General features: G+C 66.8%; 21 protein-coding genes. 8 read left to right on the forward strand and 13 right to left on the reverse strand.

What is annotated here, in order from left to right:
* Positions 1–132: 132 nt before the first annotated feature.
* Positions 133–1,128, forward strand: coding sequence for an LLM class flavin-dependent oxidoreductase (locus ACMAUO_RS04360; RefSeq protein ID WP_420355752.1), 996 nt, complete (start codon positions 133–135; stop codon positions 1,126–1,128).
* Between the two features lie 49 nt (positions 1,129–1,177).
* Positions 1,178–2,854 (forward strand): M3 family oligoendopeptidase, encoded by a 1,677-nt coding sequence (locus ACMAUO_RS04365; RefSeq protein ID WP_420355753.1) that lies wholly within the window; start codon positions 1,178–1,180, stop codon positions 2,852–2,854.
* Positions 2,855–3,033: 179 nt separating this feature from the next.
* Here the strand turns inward: ACMAUO_RS04365 and ACMAUO_RS04370 are convergent, their stop codons facing one another.
* The gene (locus ACMAUO_RS04370; RefSeq protein WP_420355754.1) at positions 3,034–3,546 is read right to left on the reverse strand and encodes a thioredoxin family protein; all 513 of its coding nucleotides are present in this window, start codon (positions 3,544–3,546) and stop codon (positions 3,034–3,036) included.
* A gap of 113 nt (positions 3,547–3,659) precedes the next feature.
* Between ACMAUO_RS04370 and ACMAUO_RS04375 the strand changes: the two genes are divergently transcribed.
* Positions 3,660–3,974 carry a hypothetical protein gene (locus tag ACMAUO_RS04375; protein WP_420355755.1) on the forward strand — a complete coding sequence of 105 codons (315 nt, stop codon included), beginning with the start codon at positions 3,660–3,662 and terminating at the stop codon, positions 3,972–3,974.
* On the opposite strand, the gene ACMAUO_RS04380 is transcribed toward ACMAUO_RS04375, so the two are convergent.
* Both ACMAUO_RS04380 and ACMAUO_RS04385 read right to left on the reverse strand, forming a co-directional pair.
* On the reverse strand, positions 3,960–4,952 hold the full coding sequence (locus ACMAUO_RS04380; protein WP_420355756.1) for an SAM-dependent methyltransferase: 993 nt from the start codon (positions 4,950–4,952) through the stop codon (positions 3,960–3,962). The two genes, ACMAUO_RS04375 and ACMAUO_RS04380, sit on opposite strands and share 15 nt — an antisense overlap.
* Positions 4,949–5,356, reverse strand: a complete 408-nt coding sequence (locus ACMAUO_RS04385; protein ID WP_420355757.1) for a DUF423 domain-containing protein — start codon at positions 5,354–5,356, stop codon at positions 4,949–4,951. The genes ACMAUO_RS04380 and ACMAUO_RS04385 overlap by 4 nt, the downstream gene beginning before the upstream one ends.
* Before the next feature lie 48 nt (positions 5,357–5,404).
* On the opposite strand from ACMAUO_RS04385, the gene pip reads away from it, so the two are divergent.
* The 5 genes from pip (at position 5,405) to ACMAUO_RS04410 (ending at position 9,706) form a co-directional block, all read left to right on the forward strand.
* Positions 5,405–6,352 carry a prolyl aminopeptidase gene (gene pip, locus ACMAUO_RS04390; RefSeq protein ID WP_420357199.1) on the forward strand — a complete coding sequence of 316 codons (948 nt, stop codon included), beginning with the start codon at positions 5,405–5,407 and terminating at the stop codon, positions 6,350–6,352.
* A gap of 72 nt (positions 6,353–6,424) precedes the next feature.
* Positions 6,425–6,976, forward strand: a complete 552-nt coding sequence (locus tag ACMAUO_RS04395) for a DUF4142 domain-containing protein (RefSeq protein ID WP_420355758.1) — start codon at positions 6,425–6,427, stop codon at positions 6,974–6,976.
* Between the two features lie 12 nt (positions 6,977–6,988).
* Positions 6,989–7,564 carry a cob(I)yrinic acid a,c-diamide adenosyltransferase gene (locus ACMAUO_RS04400; protein ID WP_420355759.1) on the forward strand — a complete coding sequence of 192 codons (576 nt, stop codon included), beginning with the start codon at positions 6,989–6,991 and terminating at the stop codon, positions 7,562–7,564.
* A gap of 929 nt (positions 7,565–8,493) precedes the next feature.
* Complete coding sequence (locus tag ACMAUO_RS04405; RefSeq protein WP_420355760.1) at positions 8,494–9,159, forward strand: hypothetical protein; 666 nt, start codon at positions 8,494–8,496, stop codon at positions 9,157–9,159.
* Positions 9,160–9,223: 64 nt separating this feature from the next.
* Entirely contained in the window at positions 9,224–9,706 is a 483-nt protein-coding gene (locus ACMAUO_RS04410; protein ID WP_420355761.1) for a hypothetical protein, read from the forward strand.
* Positions 9,707–9,737: 31 nt separating this feature from the next.
* On the opposite strand, the gene ACMAUO_RS04415 is transcribed toward ACMAUO_RS04410, so the two are convergent.
* The 10 genes from ACMAUO_RS04415 to ACMAUO_RS04460 all read right to left on the reverse strand — a co-directional run bounded on the left by ACMAUO_RS04415 (position 9,738) and on the right by ACMAUO_RS04460 (position 20,072).
* Positions 9,738–11,510 carry an AMP-binding protein gene (locus tag ACMAUO_RS04415; protein WP_420355762.1) on the reverse strand — a complete coding sequence of 591 codons (1,773 nt, stop codon included), beginning with the start codon at positions 11,508–11,510 and terminating at the stop codon, positions 9,738–9,740.
* Positions 11,511–11,525: 15 nt separating this feature from the next.
* Complete coding sequence (locus ACMAUO_RS04420) at positions 11,526–12,773, reverse strand: MSMEG_0569 family flavin-dependent oxidoreductase (RefSeq protein ID WP_420355763.1); 1,248 nt, start codon at positions 12,771–12,773, stop codon at positions 11,526–11,528.
* Between the two features lie 22 nt (positions 12,774–12,795).
* Entirely contained in the window at positions 12,796–13,080 is a 285-nt protein-coding gene (locus tag ACMAUO_RS04425) for an MSMEG_0570 family nitrogen starvation response protein (protein ID WP_420355764.1), read from the reverse strand.
* Positions 13,073–14,239: an MSMEG_0565 family glycosyltransferase gene (locus ACMAUO_RS04430; RefSeq protein WP_420355765.1), complete on the reverse strand. Its 1,167-nt coding sequence runs from the start codon at positions 14,237–14,239 to the stop codon at positions 13,073–13,075. The genes ACMAUO_RS04425 and ACMAUO_RS04430 overlap by 8 nt, the downstream gene beginning before the upstream one ends.
* Positions 14,236–15,198: a sll0787 family AIR synthase-like protein gene (locus ACMAUO_RS04435; protein WP_420355766.1), complete on the reverse strand. Its 963-nt coding sequence runs from the start codon at positions 15,196–15,198 to the stop codon at positions 14,236–14,238. The genes ACMAUO_RS04430 and ACMAUO_RS04435 overlap by 4 nt, the downstream gene beginning before the upstream one ends.
* A gap of 2 nt (positions 15,199–15,200) precedes the next feature.
* Positions 15,201–15,752 (reverse strand): MSMEG_0567/Sll0786 family nitrogen starvation N-acetyltransferase, encoded by a 552-nt coding sequence (locus ACMAUO_RS04440; protein ID WP_420355767.1) that lies wholly within the window; start codon positions 15,750–15,752, stop codon positions 15,201–15,203.
* Positions 15,753–15,760: 8 nt separating this feature from the next.
* Entirely contained in the window at positions 15,761–16,870 is a 1,110-nt protein-coding gene (locus tag ACMAUO_RS04445) for an MSMEG_0568 family radical SAM protein (RefSeq protein WP_420355768.1), read from the reverse strand.
* A complete protein-coding gene (locus tag ACMAUO_RS04450; RefSeq protein ID WP_420355769.1) occupies positions 16,867–17,835 on the reverse strand; it encodes a Nit6803 family nitrilase in 969 nt (322 codons plus the stop codon). The genes ACMAUO_RS04445 and ACMAUO_RS04450 overlap by 4 nt, the downstream gene beginning before the upstream one ends.
* Positions 17,836–17,862: 27 nt before the next feature.
* A complete protein-coding gene (locus tag ACMAUO_RS04455) occupies positions 17,863–18,345 on the reverse strand; it encodes an MSMEG_0572/Sll0783 family nitrogen starvation response protein (RefSeq protein ID WP_182949366.1) in 483 nt (160 codons plus the stop codon).
* A 323-nt stretch (positions 18,346–18,668) separates the two neighbouring features.
* On the reverse strand, positions 18,669–20,072 hold the full coding sequence (locus tag ACMAUO_RS04460; RefSeq protein WP_420355770.1) for an aminotransferase-like domain-containing protein: 1,404 nt from the start codon (positions 20,070–20,072) through the stop codon (positions 18,669–18,671).
* Positions 20,073–20,171 lie beyond the last annotated feature (99 nt).

Raw genomic sequence — 20,171 nt, forward strand, 5'->3', positions numbered from 1 at the left:
CAAGGCCACTCCGCTCCGATGCTCGGAAACACACGACGGGCGCGGCCCTGACGGGCCGCTCTCGCTCACCAGCCCACATGTCCCATCAGGCCCTGAGAGCGTCGACACGAACGGCAAAAGGAGTTTTGGACGTTGATCCCCTTCTCGGTCCTCGACCTGTCCCTGATCGTTCGCGGCAGCGACGCCGCCACCGCCTTCCGCAACAGTCTGGACCTCGCCCGCCATGCCGAGGCACTGGGCTTTCACCGCTACTGGGTGGCGGAACATCATGCCATGCCGGCCATCGCGTCGGCGGCGACCGCGATCCTGATCGGCCATCTGGCGGCGGGCACGCAGCATATCCGCGTCGGTGCCGGCGGCATCATGCTGCCCAACCATGCCCCGCTGATGGTGGCCGAACAGTTCGGCACGCTGGAAAGCCTGTTCCCCGGCCGGATCGACCTCGGGCTGGGCCGCGCCCCCGGCTCGGACCAGGAAACGATGCGCGCCCTGCGCCGCGACCCGTCCAGCGCCGACCGCTTCCCGCAGGAGGTCGCCGAACTGCTGCATTATTTCGCGCCGCCCCAGCCCGGCCAGCGCGTACAGGCCATCCCCGGCGCGGGGCTGGAGATCCCGGTCTGGCTGCTAGGGTCGTCGCTGTTCTCGGCCCATCTGGCGGCCCATCTGGGCCTGCCCTTCGCCTTCGCCTCGCATTTCGCGCCGGACATGATGGAAGAAGCCGTGGCGCTGTATCGCCAGCGCTTCACCCCTTCCGCCCGGTTGGCCCAACCTTATGTCATGCTGGGGCTGAACGTGGTGGCCGCCGATACCGACGCGCAGGCCCGGTTCCTGTTCACCTCGCACCAGCAGCAATTCGTGGCCCTGCGCCGGGGCCGGCCCGGCCAGTTTCCACCCCCGGTCGCCGAGACGGAAGGGCTCTGGACACCCGCCGAACAGGCCGGGATCGACCGGGCATTGGCCTGCGCCGTCGTGGGCGGCCCCGAGACCGTACGCACCGGCCTGGCCCGCTTCATCGCACGCCACCAGCCCGACGAACTGATGATCGTGGGCGCGATCCACGATCACACTGCCCGCCTGCACTCCTTCGCCCTCGCGGCGGAGGCCCGGAGCGCCCTGGCGGAAACCTGACCGCACAGGATCGTGGACGGCCCGCAGCGCGGATGCGATGATACCAGCCATGTCCATCCAATTCGCCGACCTCACTTTCCCCACCCCGACCGCCGAAAGCCTGAACACGGCTTTCGGCGCCGTCTCCACTCTGCTGGACGCAGGCCACCGCACCGAAGCCCTCGCCCGCTTCGACACCGAACGCCGGGCGTACGACAGCTGGGCCTCGATGGTCGCCCTGCGCTTCTCCCAGGATACCACCAGCCAGCAGGCCCGCACCGATCGCGACCTCGCCGACCGCCTGACCCCTCTGGTGACCGAGCTTGAAGTCGCCATCAAGCGCCGGCTGCTGGACGACCCCGACCGCGCGGGCCTCGCCACCGCCATCGGCACCCACACCGTCCGCCTGTGGGAAACCGACATCACCACCTTCGACCCGCGCATCCGCGAGGCACTGGAGGAGGAAGCCCGCCTGGGCGCCGACTACACCGCCCTGCTGGCCGCCGCCCGCGTGACGGTGCAGGGCCAGACGGTCAACCTGTCCGGCCTCGCCCCCTTCGCCGAACACCCCGACCGCGCGGTGCGCCACGAGGCCGAGAAGGCGCGCTGGGATTTCTTCGCCGCCAATGGGCCCGAGCTGGACCGGATCTACGACCAGCTGGTGCAGGTCCGCCACGGCATGGCGCGCACCCTGGGTTATGACAGCTACATCCCCCTGGGCTACCGGCGGATGCGCCGCGTCGATTACGGCCCCGAGGATGTCGCGCGCTTTCGCGAGGACGTGCTGGCCCATGTCGTGCCGCTGGTCGGCGCGATCATGGAAAACCGCCGCCTGACCATGAACTGGGACCGCGTGCATTTCTGGGACGAATCGCTGATCGACCCGATGGGCAACCCCAAGCCGGCCGGCGGGCATGACCTGCTGCTGGAACGGGCGCAGACGATGTTCGACCGCATGGGCGGCGATCTGGGCGCGTTCTACCGCCAGATGGTCGAAGGCGGCTTCCTCGACCTGCGCAATCGCGAGGGCAAGGCCGGCGGCGGCTTCTGCACCGCCTTTCCCACGGTCGGCATGCCGTTCATCTTCGCCAATTTCAACGGCACCCAGCACGACATCACGGTCTTCACCCACGAGATGGGCCACGCCTACCAGAACTGGAAGAGCCGCGACCTGCCGGGGATCGACCTGTTATGGCCGACCATGGACGCCGCCGAAATCCATTCGATGGCGCTGGAATTCCTCACCTGGCCGCAGATCGACCTGATGGTCGAGGACGGTCTGGCCGACCGCTTCCGCCGCATGCACCTGATCGGCTCGCTGAGCTTCCTGCCCTATGGCGTCTGCGTCGATCATTTCCAGCATGAGGTCTACGCCAACCCCGACATGACCGCCGCCGAGCGCCACGAGACCTGGCAGAAGCTGGAGAAGCTGTACCTGCCCTGGCGCGATTACGGCGACCTGTCCTGGCCCGCCGGCGGCGGCCGCTGGCAGGCCCAGGGCCACATCTACCGCTCGCCCTTCTATTATATCGACTACACGCTGGCCCTGTGCTGCGCGATGCAGTTCTGGCTGCACAGCCGGGCCGACCAGGCGGGCGCGATGGCGGTCTATGCCGATCTCTGCGCGCTGGGCGGCTCGCAGCCCTTCACCGGCTTGGTCGACGCCGCCGGCCTGATCAGCCCCTTCAAACCGGGAACCCTGGCCGACATCGTGCAGGAAGCCGACCGCTTCCTCCACCTTCGTTAAAGGACCACCCCAAGGAAACCGTGTGGGGCCTGGTTGGAAATGTGGGCTGGTGAGCGAGAGTGCCGCGCAGCGGCACGGCCGTCGTGTGTTTCCGAGCACCGAAGCGGAGCGGCCTTGATGGCCGTGAGCACCGGAGCGCAGGAAACGCGCGCCGGATCGCCGCCAGCGCGCATTTACAATCAGGCCCCGCGGCCGTTCCAGCCGGCGAGCAGGTCGACGACAGCCTGGGCCGACATCCGCCGGGCATCACCCAGCGCCAGCGTGCCGTCAGGGTTCAGCAGCCGGCCCTGCGGCGTCACGATCAGCACGGTCGGCACGGCCTTGATCGTCACCCCATAATGCTGGGCGATATCCAGGTTGGTATTGATCCGCCCGACATTGACCGACACGGTCACGAAATGCGCCGCCACCCAGGGCGCGACCGACGGCAGTTCCATGACCCCCGCGAGCATGCGGCAGTCCGGGCACCAGTTGCCGCCGAAATCGATCAGCACGTTGCGGCCGGTTTCCTTGGCCGTCTTGAAGGCGGCATCGACCTGCGCCTGCGCGCCCTCGGTCGGCCCATAGGGCGCGGCGACCGGCTTCGGCGTCTCCTGCCCCACCTGGGGCACGGGCGGCAGTTCGGCCAGGGCCGGGGTGGCGGCCAGACCGGCCATCAGGACGGTCAGGGGAAGGAGGCGGCGCAGAAGCATGAAATTCGGTCCATGAAGCCAAGGATGAACGAGGCATAATATCAGGTTAAGATGGATCTCATACGTCGAAAGCCATACAGACCCGCCATGATGGTAAAAGGATCTTCTCCCGGATGACAGAGGCCGCACAACCCGGTATCGCCCGCACGCTGATCAAGACCGTGGCCATGGTCGCGCTGACGGCCGCCCTGATGGCCACCCTGCGCTACAGCGCCCATGTCGCCTACCTGGTCGATCACATTGCCGGCACAAGGCTGTGGAGCAGCCTGTACAGCGTCACCGGCGCCTCCGATGCCGAGGCGCGCGAACGGATCATCGTCATGGGCGTCGCGGTCGCCTGCTTCCTGCTGGCCCTGCCGATCGTGCAGATCGGCGAATGGGCGATCGACCGGCGGCTGCGCGCGCGCCGGGCCTCAGCCGGGCGGTAACGCGCCGGCCGGGGCCGCCGCCTCGCGGTCCCACAGAAATGTCAGCTCATGCTTGTTGTGCCACAGATGCAGCACCCGCCCGCCCGGAATGGCGGCGAACGCGGCGGCGGTCTCGTGGTCCGTGGTGCCCTGGAACTTGATGGTCATCACGATGCGCCGCGCCGTACCCCCCGCGATCCAGCGCCGCGCCAGCGCCAGCAGCCGCGTCGGATAGGCGATGATGTCGGAGAACATCCAGTCCACCGGCCCCAGTTCGGCGGGCTCGATCCCGAACGCGCTTTCGCGGCGCAGCGTCACCCCCGGCATGGCGGCCACGTTGGGCGCTAGGTCCGCGCGATCCACCGCCACCACCTCGGCCCCGCATTGCGCGATCGCCCACGTCCACCCGCCGGGCGACGCCCCCAGATCGACGCAGCGTGCCCCCGGCATCGGCCAGGCACCCAACCGGGCACAGGCCTCCCATAATTTCAGATAGGCCCGCGACGGCGGCCCCACCCGATCCTCGACGAACGATACCTCTCCATTCACGAAGGGCGAGGTCTTGCGCGTCGACAGCAGCAGCGTATCCGGCGCCAGCAGCGTCCACCCGCCCAGATGCCCGGTGGGCGCGGCTGCGGGAAAGACCAGCGGCCGGGCTGCAACCGGCGGCAGACGATCGGCAATCAGCGCCGCGCGACGATGATGGCGCACGGCATGGCAGGCCCAGTTGCGCTGCCGGCCGCGCAGCAGCGCCGCCGCCGCGCCAATCGAGGCAATGGCATGAAGCTCGGGCTCCAGCCAGATATCCAGCGCCCATGCCGCCGCGACCGGCGGACTGGCCGACAGCGCCAGCCGCCCATGCCACGCCATGATCTCCACGCCCTGCCGGCCCAGTTCCTCGGCCAGCGCGTCCTCGAACCCCTCCGCCGCCAGATAGGCCGCGCGCACCGGGTGCGCCAGCACGACCGGCGCCTCGTCACCATGGGCAGATGCGGTCATCGGCGCAGCCCATCCACCGCCATCAGCAGCCAGGCCAGCATCAGCAGGCTGCCGCCGGTGGGCGCGACCGGGCCCAGATGCCGGCCCGTCACCCCCGTCCAGCCGACGGCGCCACAGAACAGCACCACCCCCAGCGCGAAGGCGGCACCGGCCAGCAGCAGCGGCACCCGCCGCCCGCGCACGCACAGCAGGATACCGACCGCCAGCAGCGCGGGCGCATGCCACATGCCCATCTCCACCGCCTCGCGCGCCAGCGTGCGGCCGGAGGACGTGGCGAACGTCGCATCGGGCAGATGGGCGGCCAGCGCGCCGCCAGCCACCGACAGCAGCCCCAGCAGGCCGCCCAATGCAAGAAAAAGCCGGGCCGCGCGCGGCACAGGCGGAAAGGAACCAGACTCACTCATCACAACCACCAGTCTAGCCGGGCGCCCCGGTTGCCGTATAGTCGCGCCATGCCACGCCACGACCTGTTTCCCGACATCGCGCCGTACGAGAGCGGCTACCTGCCAGTCGGCGACGGGCATGAACTCTATTGGGAGCAGGCGGGCAACCCGGCCGGCCGGCCGGTCCTGTTCCTCCATGGCGGCCCCGGTGCCGGCAGCGGGGCGGTCCATCGCCGCTTCTTCGACCCCACGCACTGGCGAATCGTGCTGTTCGACCAGCGCGGCGCCGGCCGCTCGCGCCCCCATGCGTCGGTCGCCGCCAACACCACGCCGCACCTGGTGCGGGATATCGAGCATCTGCGCACCGCGCTGGGCATCACGGACTGGGTCCTGTTCGGCGGCTCATGGGGCTCCACGCTGGCGCTGTCCTACGCCCAGACCCACCCCGAGCGGGTGCGCGCGATGGTCCTGCGCGGGATCTTCCTCGGCCGGCCGAGCGAACTGGACTGGTTCTTCCACGGCCTGGCCCATGTTTTCCCCGACGCCCACAAGGCCTTCCTCGCGCATCTGCCGGAGCAGGACCGCCACGATCCGCTGGCTGCCTATTGCCGGCTGCTGTTCGACCCCGACCCGGCGATTCACCTGCCGGCGGCGCGGGCATGGTCCAGCTACGAGGGCATCTGCTCCACCCTGATCCCGGCCCCCGCCGCCGTCGCCGGCTTCGCCCGCGACCGCGCGGTGATCGGCCTGGCGCGGATCGAGGCGCATTATTTCCGCCACGGCCTGTTCCTCCCGCCCGGCGGCCTGCTGGCCCACATGGAGCGGATCGCCCATATCCCCGGCACCATCGTCCAGGGCCGCTACGACATGATCTGCCCCTGCACCTCCGCGTGGGACCTGGCCCATGCCTGGCCCGGCGCCACGCTCACCCTGGTGCCCGATGCCGGACATTCCGCGCTGGAACCGGGAATCCGCCGACGGCTCGTTACCTGCATGGAAGAGTTGCGCGCTCTCTAGCGCCAAGGTCAGAACCCGGCCCGCACGATCGCGTTACCCCTGTATCCGCATGCCCGGAAGGATCAGGGACGAATGACCAAACATGCCCGCTGGCTGCCCATCGCGGCATTCCTGCCGCTGGCCGCCTGCGCCACAGCGCCGAAACCCGCCCCCACGCCGTCGCCACCCTCCCTGACCGAAACGGACATCACATTCATCGACAGGGCCGCCCGCAGCAACGATTTCATCATCGCGGCGGCGAAACTGGCCGAGAGCCAGGCCCGCGATCCGCACCTCAAGACCTTTGCCGCGCGCCTGGTCTCCGACCACACCGCCAGCCAGGACCGGCTGAAGACCATCGCCGACCAGCACGGCACCATCCTGCCCGACGATCTGGACACGGACGATGAGCATGTGCTGGACAGCCTGAGAGCCGAAAACGGCCGCGCCTTCGATCGCGACTTCACCGCGCTGCAGATCGCCGGCCACGACAATGCGGCCCCGCTGTTCCAGGCCGAAGCCGCCAACGGCGCCGATCCGGCCCTGAAGGCCTACGCCGCCGACATGCAGGCCGACATCCAGTCCCATCTGGACATGGCCAGGACATTGGGCCAACACGGGCACCATCACCGACCCCATCACTGAGCGGAACGCCGCATGAGCATCCGAATCGACCGCATCGTCACCAGGGGAGGCGATGGCGGACAGACCTCGCTGGGCGACGGAACGCGGGTCGACAAATCCTGCGCCCGAATCGAGGCCATGGGCGCGGTTGACGAAGCCAACGCCACGATCGGCTTGCTGCGCCTGCATGTACTGGCCCCGTCGCCCGATGCCGCATGCCTCGCGCGCATCCAGTCTCTTCTGTTCGATATCGGCGGTATCTTGTGCGTGCCGGAACAGGGGCCGGAGGATGCCGATAATTTTCGCGGCGGCGACGCGGCGGTCGCGTTCCTCGAACAGGCGACGGAACGCCTGCGCGCCCGCCAGACGCCCCTGCGCAGCTTCGTACTGCCCGCCGGCAGTCCGGGCGCCGCCCACGCCCACCTGGCCCGCACCGTAGCCCGCCGGGCGGAACGCCAGGTCGTCATGCTCCGCCAGGCGGAATTCGTCAGCGCGTCGGTCCTGCGCTGCCTGAACCGGCTTTCCGATTACCTGTTCGTACTGGCCCGGCACCTGAATAATGACGGACAGGATGACGTTCTATGGCAGCCAGGCAGTCAGGGCATCTGAGAGCCCGTTTGGAAATCCACGCTGGCGGCGATCCGACGCGCGTTTCCTGTGCTTCGCGGCGGGCGGCCATCAAGGCCGCTCCGCTCCGATGCTCGGAAACACACGACGGGCGCGGCCCTCACGGGCCGCTCTCGCTCACCAGCCCGCATTTCCAAACAGGCTCTGATAAACCCGCCCCAATTGCAGGCACTGTCCGATAGCCCGGCGCCGATCCATGCCTGTGGCGTCTTGTTTTTTTGAACACACGGGCGCGCCGGGCAACGCCGTTTCCATGAAAGACTGAATCATGCTAGACATCACGGAAACGTGATGTCTATTATTCCACCTATTCCAGAACCTGGAAAAGACAAAAAAACGCCCAACCCCCTTCAGCGTCTCCCAGTAATCACGCAGGGAACCGTCCACCCAGTCAAATCACAGCAACCACAGAAAGAAAAAATAAGAAAAATATCCACACTTTATCGAATTATAAAAAACAAACAGAACATACACCCGAAAAAACCAAAAATAAAACCATAACCACACTCAAAATAACGCAATCTATCCATCAAATGCGATAATATTGGCAATTATTTACGACAATTTAATATCATATATTACATATGAATGAAATTTCACACATGCAGTATCGGTTTGCAACACAACGCCACAAGAACTTGCGAACGGCATGGTCTTGCAATTTCTTCGGGAAAGAGAGTATATGAAACTTATTGGATCAAATTCTCTTATCCATATGCGCTTCGCACTCACCGGTCCCGAACCGGTTGCCCACCTGAAATCGGCACCCGGTCATTCCGGCGCGGCGCACAACACAAGAACAATGCCCGCTTCGTTCGGAATGACATGAACAAGACAGAAAACACGCCACCACGCCGGCATATTTTCAAACATTCCCCACGATTTTCATCTCCACTTTGAGAGACGCCCCCATGTCTGCATCCTATAACGATACCTTCCCCTTTGCCGCAGAAAGCGACCAGCCCGACATCGACAATCGCGACGAGGTCAACGAGCAGGCGCTTCGCCTCGCCCTGTCCCGTCTCGGTTCGAAACAATCCGCCCCCGCTTCCTCCGCCCCGTCGACGCCCCGCGCCAATGCCCGCCCCTTCGATGCGGCGCAACGGCGGCGGAAATTCGTCCAGGATGGCGATGTCCGGGTCGAGCATCATGTCCTCAACCGCCCAGCGGCCCGCGCGATGCATGCGCCGCAGGAGGATGGTGGCGAAATCGAGCGCCTGCGCCAGCAGGTAAAGCAGTTGCAGAAGCAGCGTGACGACGCCGACCGCGCCAGCCACGATGCCCACGTCAGCCTGCGCTCGCTGGAAACCCGTATCGGCCACGCCGATATCGTTCTGGCCGAAGCCCAGGCCGGGCTGGCCAGCCGTGACGAGGAAATCCTGGCCCTGCGCTCCAGCCTGTCCGCGGCCCGTGCCGAAATCGCGCGCCTGACAGCGGAACTTTCCGCCCCCAAGCCACGCCCCGCCGCACCCCAACCGCCGAAGCCCGCACCGGCTCCCCGCCCCCGCCGCGCCCCGGCCCCCGAGGTGATCGAGGACGAACCCGAGCCCGTGAAATGGTGGATCAAGAAGAAATAAGCAGGCTTCCCCTGGTCATACGACAAGCCCGCGCGGATTGGCGCGCCGGCCCTTGATCCGCGCCATGCGGAACACAGACCGCCTTTCCATCCTGCTTGAACGGCTCGCGATCGTCCTCGTCGTCGCCTGCATGGGGGGCGCTGCCGCCATCCTCATGATGGCGCCGCTGGTCAACGGGCTTTTCCTGCTGCTGCGCGATATCTTCGGCATCCTGTTCCTGCCGTTCTCCTTCCTGTTCGGCATGGCCGGACAGACGGACCATGCGCGGATCATGGGCAATCTCGTCGGCGGCATGGGAACGGACCTGCTCTCCCACCCCGTGCGCACGCTGGCCGCCGCCACCGCCAGCGCCTTCAGTGCCGTGCTGTTCGTCGTCGCACTCGGCCCGGCCGGGCGCGGCGTCATGGCCGCATCCCTGGCCGCCGGGCTCCTGGCCTTCTGGCTGGGCGGCCTGACCACCGGGATGATCCTGCTACCCGGCCTGATGGTCGAAACCCTCTACCTGCTGCGCCCCGCCCGTCCCCGCGATGCGATGCCGGGCCAGTAACGATTGCAGAACAGGCGGACTGAACACATCCTCAGGCGGTCGCCAGGGTCCGGCGCATGATCTTGCCCGATACCGTCGTCGGCAATTGCCGCACGAACAGCACCTCCTTCAACCCCGCCCACCGTCCCAGGCCGCACGCGACCCGTTCGACAATCTCCGCCGCCCATTCCGGCCGCGCCGGCCACGAGGCCGGAACCACATAGGCAACCGGCCGCTGCCCCCGCAGCCCGTCGGCCACGGCCACGACCGCGCAGGCATGGACGTTCCCGTGCCCGGCAATGATCTTCTCGATCTGCACGCCGGAAACCCGGCGCCCCGCCACCTTGATGACGTCGTCGGAGCGCCCCAGCATATGCACCGCGTGATCGTCCGTGATCAGCCCTTCATCGAAGGTGCGATAACACGCCCCACCCTCCGCCAGATACGCAGTCGGGGGCCGCGGCGCGCCCGCCTTCCAGATCCCGGCAAGACAGCCCGGCGGCAGCGGCAACGCCAGCAGGATCTCCCCACTCCGCTCCCCCGCCACCGCCGGGCGGACCACCGGCGAAAAACCGGGGGCAGGCCGGCCGATATCATTCAGGATCGCCGCCGGCTCCGCCTCGGGCAGCCCGAAGAAATGCGCGGTGATGCTCCATCCGGTTTCGGTCTGCCACCAGTGATTCACCACCGGCCGATCGAAACAGGCCCGCGCCCAGTCCAGCAAGGTCGGATCGGCATATTCCCCAGCCACGAACACCCGCTTCAGCGCCGGCAGCTTGCCGCCTGAAAGTTCCACGCCCCCCTGGCGCATCACCCGCAACTGCGTCGGCGTCGTAAACAGGCATTTCACATCATGCGCAATGCAGAGCCGCTCGATCACCGAAGCCGAGGGGCAGCCTTCCACGATGACGCTGGTCCCCCCGCCCAGCAAAGGGGCATACACACCATAGGAATGCCCCACCACCCAGCCGAGATCCGACGTGGTGAAGAAACAATCCCCCGGTCCGCAGCCATAGATCAATTCCATGGACAGGCTCAGCGCCACCGCATGGCCGCCATTGTCGCGGACAATCCCCTTGGGCGTTCCCGTCGTCCCGGACGTATGGAGAATATAGAGCGGGTCCTCGGCCCGCACCGACACCGGTGCCACCGGCGAAACCTGCTCCAGCGCATGAAAATCATGGTCCCGGCCGGGCACCATCGGCATCGGGCAGGCAGCGCGCTGCACGATGACGCAGCCATCGGGCCCATGCACCGCCCCGGCCAGCGCGTCCTCCAGCGTCGCCCGCGCCGGCACGACCGTCCGCCCCTGAAAGCTGCAACTGGCCACGACAACGATCTTCGGCGTCACATCGTCGATCCGCCGCGCCAGTTCCGCCGCCGCATAGCCGGCAAAGACCACCACATGCACCGCACCCAGCCGCGCGCAGGCCAGCATGGCGATCACGGTTTCCACCATGCAGGGCGCCGCGATCAGCACCCGATCCCCCTTGCGCACCCCCAGCGCCCGCAGCCCACCGGCAAACCCCGCAACCCGCTGCTGAAGTGCGGCGTAGGACAGGCTCCGCGTCTCCTGCGTCGCGCAGGAGTGCCAGACCAGGGCGGCCTGGTCGCCACGCCCCGCCGCCACATGCCGATCCACCGCGTTATGGCAGCTATTGAGGGTGCCGCCGGCAAACCAGTCATGCCACCCGTCCGCGCGCGGCCGGCAGGCGGCGACAGGCGCCTGCTCCCATGTGATGCGCCGCGCGGCCTCCAGCCAGAACCCTTCAGGATCGGCCGAAGCCGCATGCCGCATGGCATCGTAGGTCGTCCACGGAAGCATGGCGCGCGTCCTCCTTCAGGCGATCGGGATCTCTTTCCCGGTAATCTGGCCGGCCAGCCACGCGGCATCGCGCGAGATGCCGGAGAACCGGCCGGACCCCCAGGTATGCAGCCAGGGCAGGCCCAGGAAGTAGAAACCGGGCGCATCGGTCACCCCCCGATCCCACACCGGCTTCGTGGCCCCGTTGAAGACCGGCACATCGATCCAGCGATAATCCGGCCGGAACCCGATGCACCACAGGATGGCGGTAATCCCGGCTGCCTTCAGGTCGAGCGGCGCGTTCCCGCCGTCAGGCTCCCACACCGGCACATACGGGGCCTCGACCGGCGCCTCGATCCCCGCCCGCGCGATATGGGCGTCGATCGAGGCCTTGATGTCGGCATTGGTCTTGTCCGCGTCGTCGAGATTCTCTCTCAGGTCGGGCAGGAAAAGCGCGACCTCGTCCCGGATGGTTTCCAGCGTGCCATGCAGCCCCACGCCCTCCTTCGCGAACCGCCGCAAATCGAGATCATGCCCGCCATTGCGGCCGGTGACATAATGGTTGGTCTTGTCGCGCGCGCCATCCCGCAGCGGGTGCCTGTCCACCGTCAGATCGTAGAATTTCATGTCCGCCAGCCAGTCCACCACGTCCCGCCCGCGATAGAAGCGCGAAACGCGCGGCGCGGTCCCGACGCAGAGATGCACCTTGCGGCCTTCCAGATGCAGGTCCTCGACGATCTGCGCACCGGACTGCCCGCTGCCCACCACCAGCACCGCCCCCTCGGGAAGCTGCGCCGCATTGCGGTAATCCTGCGAATGAATCTGGATAATCGCGGGATCGATCGCCCCGGCATAACCGGGAATCACCGCGTCATGATAGGCACCGGAGGCGATCACGACATGCCGGGCGTGCCAGGTTTCCCCGTTGGCCACCACCCGGTACCCGCCCTCTTCATGCCGGGTCACGGAGGTCACCCGCATATGCTCGCGCAGCGGCGGCGCGAAGGAGTCCCGAAAAGACCGCACATACTCGATGATCTCGTTCTTCACCATGAAGCCATGCGGATCGTTTCCCGCATAAGGGTGTCCCGGCAATTGGCACTGCCAGTTCGGGGTCACGAGACAGAAATTGTCCCACCGCTCGTCATTCCAGGAATGGCAGGCCGTTCCCGCCTCCAGCACGACATGGGCCACACCCTCGCGGCAGAGATACCAGCTCAGCGAAAGCCCGGCCTGCCCGCCGCCGACGATCACGACGGGAATGGTTTTTTCATTCTGTGACATAAGGATATTCCGCAAAGGGATTTCAGTGGAACGACAGGACACGCACCCGCGCATCCCCTGAATCGGCAAAGCGCGCGCAACTCGCGCGAATGTCCTGCAACTGGCCAAGTGCGCGGCTGCACGGAAACCCGTACCGGGCCCGCACCCGCGCGCTGGCCTCCGTCAGCGCCGCGTCGGCCCGGGCCAGAAAGTCCGCAACCGGATAATCCGCCCCCGGCACCAGGTGATCGCGCACCACCAGCGAGGGCGAATAACAGTCGCTCTCCGTCTCGTCCGGCCAGCGGACACGAAAGATCATTTCAGGCATTGATCGAACTCTCCTGAAGCACCCCGGCGCGGGGCAAGGCCACCAGGCGCCGATAGGCAGGGATGTGCCGCGCGGCGACGTCGTGCCAGCGGAAGCGGCGCGCGACCGCCGGGCCGATGGCCTCGAAACGGTCGCGACAACCGGGCCGCAGCGCGTCATGCAGGGCACGGGCAAGGGTGTCGGGCTGCGGCACACACCACAGGGCCTCGTCGCCATGCAGATGCTCGGTAAAGGGCGCGACATCGGGCACGATGACCGGGGTGCCGCAGGCCAGCGCCTCGACCGGGCACAGCCCGAACCCTTCGCTGTGCGAGGGATAGGCCAGCACCGCCGCCTGCCGGTAGAAAGCCGCCATATCGGCATCCGCGACCGGCCCCGTCACCGTCACGGCGTCCGACTGTCCGCTGGCCGCCAGCCGCTCGGCAAAAGCCGCGCGATAAGCGGAATGATCCAGCAGCGACGCCCCCCCGGCGACAACCAGGTGCACATCCGGCCGCACCGCGCGCAGGCGCAAAAACGCCTCCAGCAGGGCAAGCGTATTCTTCCGCCGTTCGATCCCGCCCACCGACAGGATCAGATGCCCATCCGGCGGCAATCCGTACCGCGCCCGCAATGCGCCATCCCGCTCGCCAGCCTCCGGCGAAAACCGCAGCGGATCGACCCCGTTGCCGACAACCGGCGCCGGCCGCCCCCACTCCGCAAGCAGGGTCCGCTCCCACAGCGCGCTGACGGTAAAAAGCTCTGCCGCCGCCCGCAGCCCCCGCGCCTGACGAAACGCCAGACCCGGATCGGCAAAACGGTCGAGATGATGAACGGTGCGCGCAAACCCCGAAATCCGCCCGTCCGCCACCAGATCGGCCAGCGCGTTGGCACTGATCGGGTCCTGCGCATGCAGCACGTCATAGCGCGCACCCCGCAACGCCTCGCAGATGGCGGCGACATGGCATTCGACCCGCGCGGAAAGGTCACGCACCTCCGGCACCGCAATGCAGCGCACGGCACAGCGCGGGTCACGAAAGAAACCTTTCCCGCTGGCATCGGGCGCAATCAGCGTCGCCTCATGCCCGGCGTCGCACAGTGCCTCGGCCAGCGCCATGCCATGCACCACGCCACCACGCGGATTGGTCGAATGGGTGAGAATACCGATGGAAAGCGTCATGGCGCACAGCCGATCAGAGGCTCCCGCCCCAGATCCCAGAACGTCTCGCGCACGCCGCCCCGCAGCACATCCAGCTTCCGCGACCCGTCACAGGCACCAATGACGGCGGCCGCGATTCCCCGCGCGTGGAAGCGGGCAAGAATCGCCTCCGCATCCGCCGGCCGCGCGGTCAGCAGATAGCCATAGCTGGGAAAGGCACCGAGCCAGCGTTCCATCGGCGCGCCATCGGGCCGAGGGATCGCCTCCAGGTCCACCGTCACCCCGATCCGCGAACATTCCGCCAGCATCACGGCGGTGCCAAGAATCCCCGCCATGCTGATATCCTTGGCCGCCCGACTCAGCCCCGCCTCAGCGATCTCCGGCAGCAATTCCAGGTCGGCCCGCAGCCGCGCGGCATCCCCACCCGTCCCCGAACTGGCATCCCAGAACGGATGCGGATCGTGCCACTTTCCCCGCAGATCGATGGCGGCCACCAGCACCTCGCCCGGCCGGGCATCGAAACTGGTCAGCAGCCGCCGCGCACGCCCGAGAATGGCCACCGACAGCGAACAATGCGCACTGCCCAGATTGGTATGCCCTCCGACAACCGGAATGCCATAGGCCCGCGCCCCATCCCGCAACCCATGCAGGATCGGCGCCACACTCCCCGCACTCTCGCCCCACAACGTGTCGACGACCGCAATCGCCCGACCGCCCATGGCCGCGATGTCACTGGCATTGACCATCACGCCGCAATAGCCGGCGAACCAGGGCATGGCGCGCACGAACCCGTCCTGAAATCCCTCGCTGGCGAAAAGAAGATAGCCGTCGCCATCCGGAATGGCCGCGCAATCGTCCCCCAGCGGGATGGCATCCGCGCCCGCGTAGCCCAGAGCGGCGACCGTACCGGCAATATCGCGTTTCGCGGACAGCGCGCGGCTGCTGCGCAGGCCATGCAGTATCTCGGCCAGGGCGCGCATCCTCACGCACTCCGCCGCAGGGCGGGCTGGGGACGCAGCAACCATGTCTGCGCCCGTCCATGCGCCGGATAGCGGGACAGATCGGCCTCCATCTCATGATGCGGCAGACCATGCAGCGTGATGGCCCCGAGGCTCGTCCAGTGCAGGCGCCGGAAGAACAGCACGTTCTGCTCCTGCACCTGCGCGAAAAAGCGCCGCGCCCCAAGCCCATGCGCGGTACACACCGCCATGCGGATCAGTTCCGCCCCGATCCGCCCCAGCCGGCGATGCTCCGCATGGACCGCCAGCCGCGAACCGCGCCAGATGCCCGGCTCGGCTTCATGGATGCGCACGGCGCCGACAATCCGGTCTGGCATCCCGGCCACGCAGCAGGAAGCGATGATGGGCATGGCCCGCGCATCTATGGCGTCGCGGTCGTCATCCTGAAAAACCCCCTGCTCCCGGCAGAAGATTTCACGCCGCAGGGCATAATGTCCGGCTCGCTCCCATTTCGAGCGCGCAAGCCGCACGACATATTCCGTCGGGATAAAGGGACGATCCTCGATATCCTCCATTCCGGGCCTCATTGTTCATACGCCGAGAGCGACGAACAGGCACCGCAGCGGCCGCACCCCGCCCGGATATCGGTCGATTTCATGTTCGCCGCGCGCAGCATCCCACCCAGCGGGGCCAGAACGGATTTCATGAAATCGGACGATGGCGGCGCATGGTTCTCCAGCGGCGTGCCCGAAATCGGCACGAACGGCACCACGAACGGATAGACCCCAAGCGCAATCAGCCGCTCGGCCAGCGCCAGGATCTCCTCCGCCGTATCCCCCAGCCCGGCCAGCAGATAGGTATTCACCTGCCCTCGCCCGAAAACCGGCACCGCGCTGGCAAAAGCCTCCAGATACCGATCGACGCTGACGGTCGCCTTGCCGGGCATGATCCGGTCCCGCACCGCCTGCGTCGCGGCTTCCAGATGCATGCCCAGACTGTCCGCCCCGGCCTCGCGCAACCGCCCGAACCAGGCATGGTCGCGCGGCGGCTCGCACTGCACCTGCAACGGCAGATCGACCGCCGCCCGGATCGCACGGGCCGATTCCGCCAGCACGGCGGCGCCGCGATCCACGATATTGGGCGTGCCGGTCGTCAGCACCATGTCGCGCACATGGTCCAGTTCCACCGCCGCCTTCGCGACCTCGGCCAATTGCGCGGGCGTCTTGTAGGCAATGGTGCGACCGGCCTCCAGCGACTGGCCGATGGCGCAGAACTGGCACGATGTCCGCCGGTCGGCATAGCGGATGCAGGTCTGGTGCACGGTGGTCGCCAGCGTGTCGCGCCCATGCAGCAGCGCGATCTTCCAGTACGGAATGCCGTCCGCCGTCTCCAGCCCATAAAAGCGCGGCGGTGCCGGAAAACGGATCGGCCCCAGCGCCTGCCCATCCCGCTCCAGCATGCTGGTGCCGTCATCCCCCGGCACACTCGCCTGAAAAGGCGAGCGCCGCGCCTCGGCGGTATAGACCGGCACCATCACCGTCTGCCCGGCAATGGTGATCGCCTTATGGTCCGACGGGCCGGCCCCACCCTTGCGGGTCACGCCCCCACCCTGCTCCCCGATCTGCAGCCCGAACGATTGCAGGTCCGTGATCAACTGCCGTCCGGCAATGGTGCCGATGGTCGGAACACTCATGACAGCGCCTCCACCCCATCCGGCCCCACACCCGCGCCATACTCATGCACGGTCCGGGCCGGACGCCGGTCGATCAGCAGACTCAGCAGTTCAGGCCGCGCATAATGGCCCACCGAGTCCATCATCCGCTTGCGCTTGGTGATCAGCGCAAAATCCAGATCGGCGATCACCATCCCCTCGCCCTCGGTCAGCGGCGTGCCGAGCAGCCTGCCGTCCGGCGAGACGATCGCCGTAAAACAGCCGCCCCGCAGCGGGCCTTCCAACGCCGGATCCCCCGCAACCTGGCTGACCTGCTCGTCGGTCAGCCACCCGGTGGCATTCACGACGAAACAGCCCGATTCCAGCGCATGATGCCGGATCGTGACTTCCATCTGGTCGGCGAAAATCTGCCCGACCAGCGAACCCGGAAACTGCGCGCAATGGATCTCCTCGTGCTGGGTCATCAGCGCGTAGCGGGCCAGCGGATTGTAATGTTCCCAGCACGCCAACGCGCCGATGCGCCCCGCCGCGCTGTCCACCACTTTCAACCCCGCGCCATCGCCCTGCCCCCAGACCATCCGCTCGTGATAGGTCGGGGTAATCTTGCGCCGCCGAAGCAGAATCTCGCCCGTGGCATCGAAGACGATCTGCGTGTTGTAGAGCGTGCCATGATCGCGCTCGTTCACGCCCAGCACGACCACCATCCCGGTCTCGCGCGCCGCCTCGGCCACCATTCCGGTCACCGGACCGGGAATGACGACCGCGCGTTCGTAAAGCGCCAGATGCTCGCCCCCAAAGCGAAAGGCCGGCTGGATAAACGAGAAATACGGATAATAAGGCACGAAGGTTTCAGGAAAGACCGCCAGCTTCACGCCCCGTTCCGCGGCGTCGCGAATGCTCTGGCAGACTTTCCGCGCGGTTCCCGATCCATCATCGCCCAGAACGGGCGCAATCTGGACGGCCGCGGCGCGAACGATGCGTGACATGCCGATGGTCCTTCCCGCAATCGCTGATCAGAGCGTCCAGGTATCGAGAATGAAGGCATTGTCCCGGCGATGCAGCAGCACCAGGTCCAGCACATCCTGCGGATTGATCGGCGTGATTCCTGGAATCAGAGACGGCTCGCCATGGCCATACAGCGCCTGGAGCGCGAACCGGCAGGCATAGACCTTGCCGCCCTCTTCGATGATTTTCGCAATCTGCCTGTTGCAGTTCATATGCCCCGGAAAGGCTTCATCCCCCAGACGCGGAAAGCCGCGCTGAATACCAAGCGTCACACCGGGCCCGTACAGCAGAACCGAGGTCTCGAACCCCTTGCGGATCAGCCGCGTCGCTTGCAAAAGATTGACGAACCCGATCGAGCCTTCGAACGCAACGGTATGGAAGGTCACCAGCGCCTTCTCGCCCGGCTCGGCTTTGACGTCCTCGAAAACCTTGTTTTCGTAATCGACGAAGATATCGCCGTCCTTGTGGGGGGCGTGTTCGACTTTCGGCATGATGGATCTCCCGTATGGATCGCTATCCGGCGGCGCGAGGCAGGCCGCCCTGACGGGAGATGTCGTGGCACGGGATCAGGCGGGAGGTAAAATCTTGTATGGATCACGCCTTCACTACAATGAAGACAATCCCCTCGACGCACCCCACAACGCCGATTTCAATTCCATACAATATGGTATCAGACAGGGTACAATAGCCTCCTTCCCTCACAACCCATTGTTATTCCTCGCTTCATGTATCACGAACTCGTGAACACCCCGCACCTTTATCTGATGCCGCCCACGGCGCCGACCACCACCAGCACACCTGTCCGCCCAGAGTCTCACACAATATCGGCAAAACCCGGCGACCGTTTATGCTGAAGCACCGACACCACCCCACGCAGCGAATCCTCAAGGCTCACCGCATCCGGCGCGCTGCCCAGCGCGACCCGTGCCCGCTGCGGCGGCTCGCCGCTGATCGTGAACACCGTGCTGGGCACCAGCGCCAGCCCCCGGCGGCGCGCATAGGCCACGAAGTCCGTGCTGCCCCACCAGTCCGGCAATTTCAGCCACACATGCGGGCCATCGGGATTCATGCAGTGCCCTTCCCCCAGAATCCGGCGCGCGATGGACTGCCGCAAACGCAGTTCGGTGCGGATCGCATGCAGGATCTGGTCCGCCTCGCCCGTCTGCATCCAGCGCGCGGTCAGCGCACTGAGCAGCCCCGCATTGGTCAGCGCAATCGCCCGGATCGCGGCGGTCACCCGGCGCGTCATGTCCGTGCCCGGCAGCGCCACATAGGCCGTGCGCAAGCCGGGGCTGAGCGTCTTGGCCAGCGTGGCCACATAGAAGACCCGCCCATGATCCAGCGCCGCCAGTGCCGGCGGCGGCGTGTCCATCAGCAGGCTGTACGGATCGTCCTCCACCACATGCAGATGATGCAACTGGGCCACCGCCAGGATGTCCCGCCGCCGTTGCAGCGACATGGTCGCCGTGGTCGGATTATGAATGGTGGGAATGCAGTAGAGCACCCGGGGATGATGCTGCGCGCACACCCGGTCGAGCTGCTCGGGCATCATCCCTTCGGCGTCGCTGTCCACCCCGGCAAGGATCAGCCCGAACTGCGCAGCGATGGTGCGGATGCCCGGATAGGCAATCCGGTCGGTCACGATCACATCGCCGGGCTGGGTCAGCGTGGTGACGATGGCCGCCAGCGCGCTCTGCGCCCCCGGCGCCACCAGCACCTCGTCCACCCGGCGCGGCCCGACCACGGGCGCGATCCATTTCGCCCCAAGCTGGCGTTCCTCCATCGTCCCGCCAGTCACGCGGTAGGACATCAGGCTGTTCAGGTCCTGCTGTTTCAGCAGCGCCGCGATATCGGCCTGGATCATCTTCTGGAGCGGCGGGTCCTGCGGCACCGGCGGCAAATTCATGGTCAGGTCGATCACCGCCGGCCCGGTATGCCGCCAGTGGCTTTCCCCCGCGCCGACGCGGATAAACGTCCCCCGCCCCACCGTGGCGTCGATCAGCCCCCGCCGCCGCGCCTCGGTAAAGGCGCGGGTCACGGTCGTCAGGTTGGTGCCCAGATACTCCGCGATCGTCCGCTGCGGCGGCAGCCGGTCCCCCTCCCGCAGATCGCCCTTGCGGATCGACAGCGCCAGCGCATCGACCAGCGTGAGGTAGATCGCCCCCGCATTATGGTCGATCTGCTCTTTCCAGTGCGCGAGATAAGGCCGGTTCGACATCGGGCGGAGACTTTCACAGGGAACGGATTGAAGCGTGTCCCTCCATACAATACCGGCAATCCCGGCGCGACATTGTATGCATTACGCTCCCCCACGCCC

The organism is Gluconacetobacter brunescens (assembly GCF_048695475.1).
In the GTDB taxonomy this organism is placed as follows: Bacteria; Pseudomonadota; Alphaproteobacteria; order Acetobacterales; family Acetobacteraceae; genus Gluconacetobacter.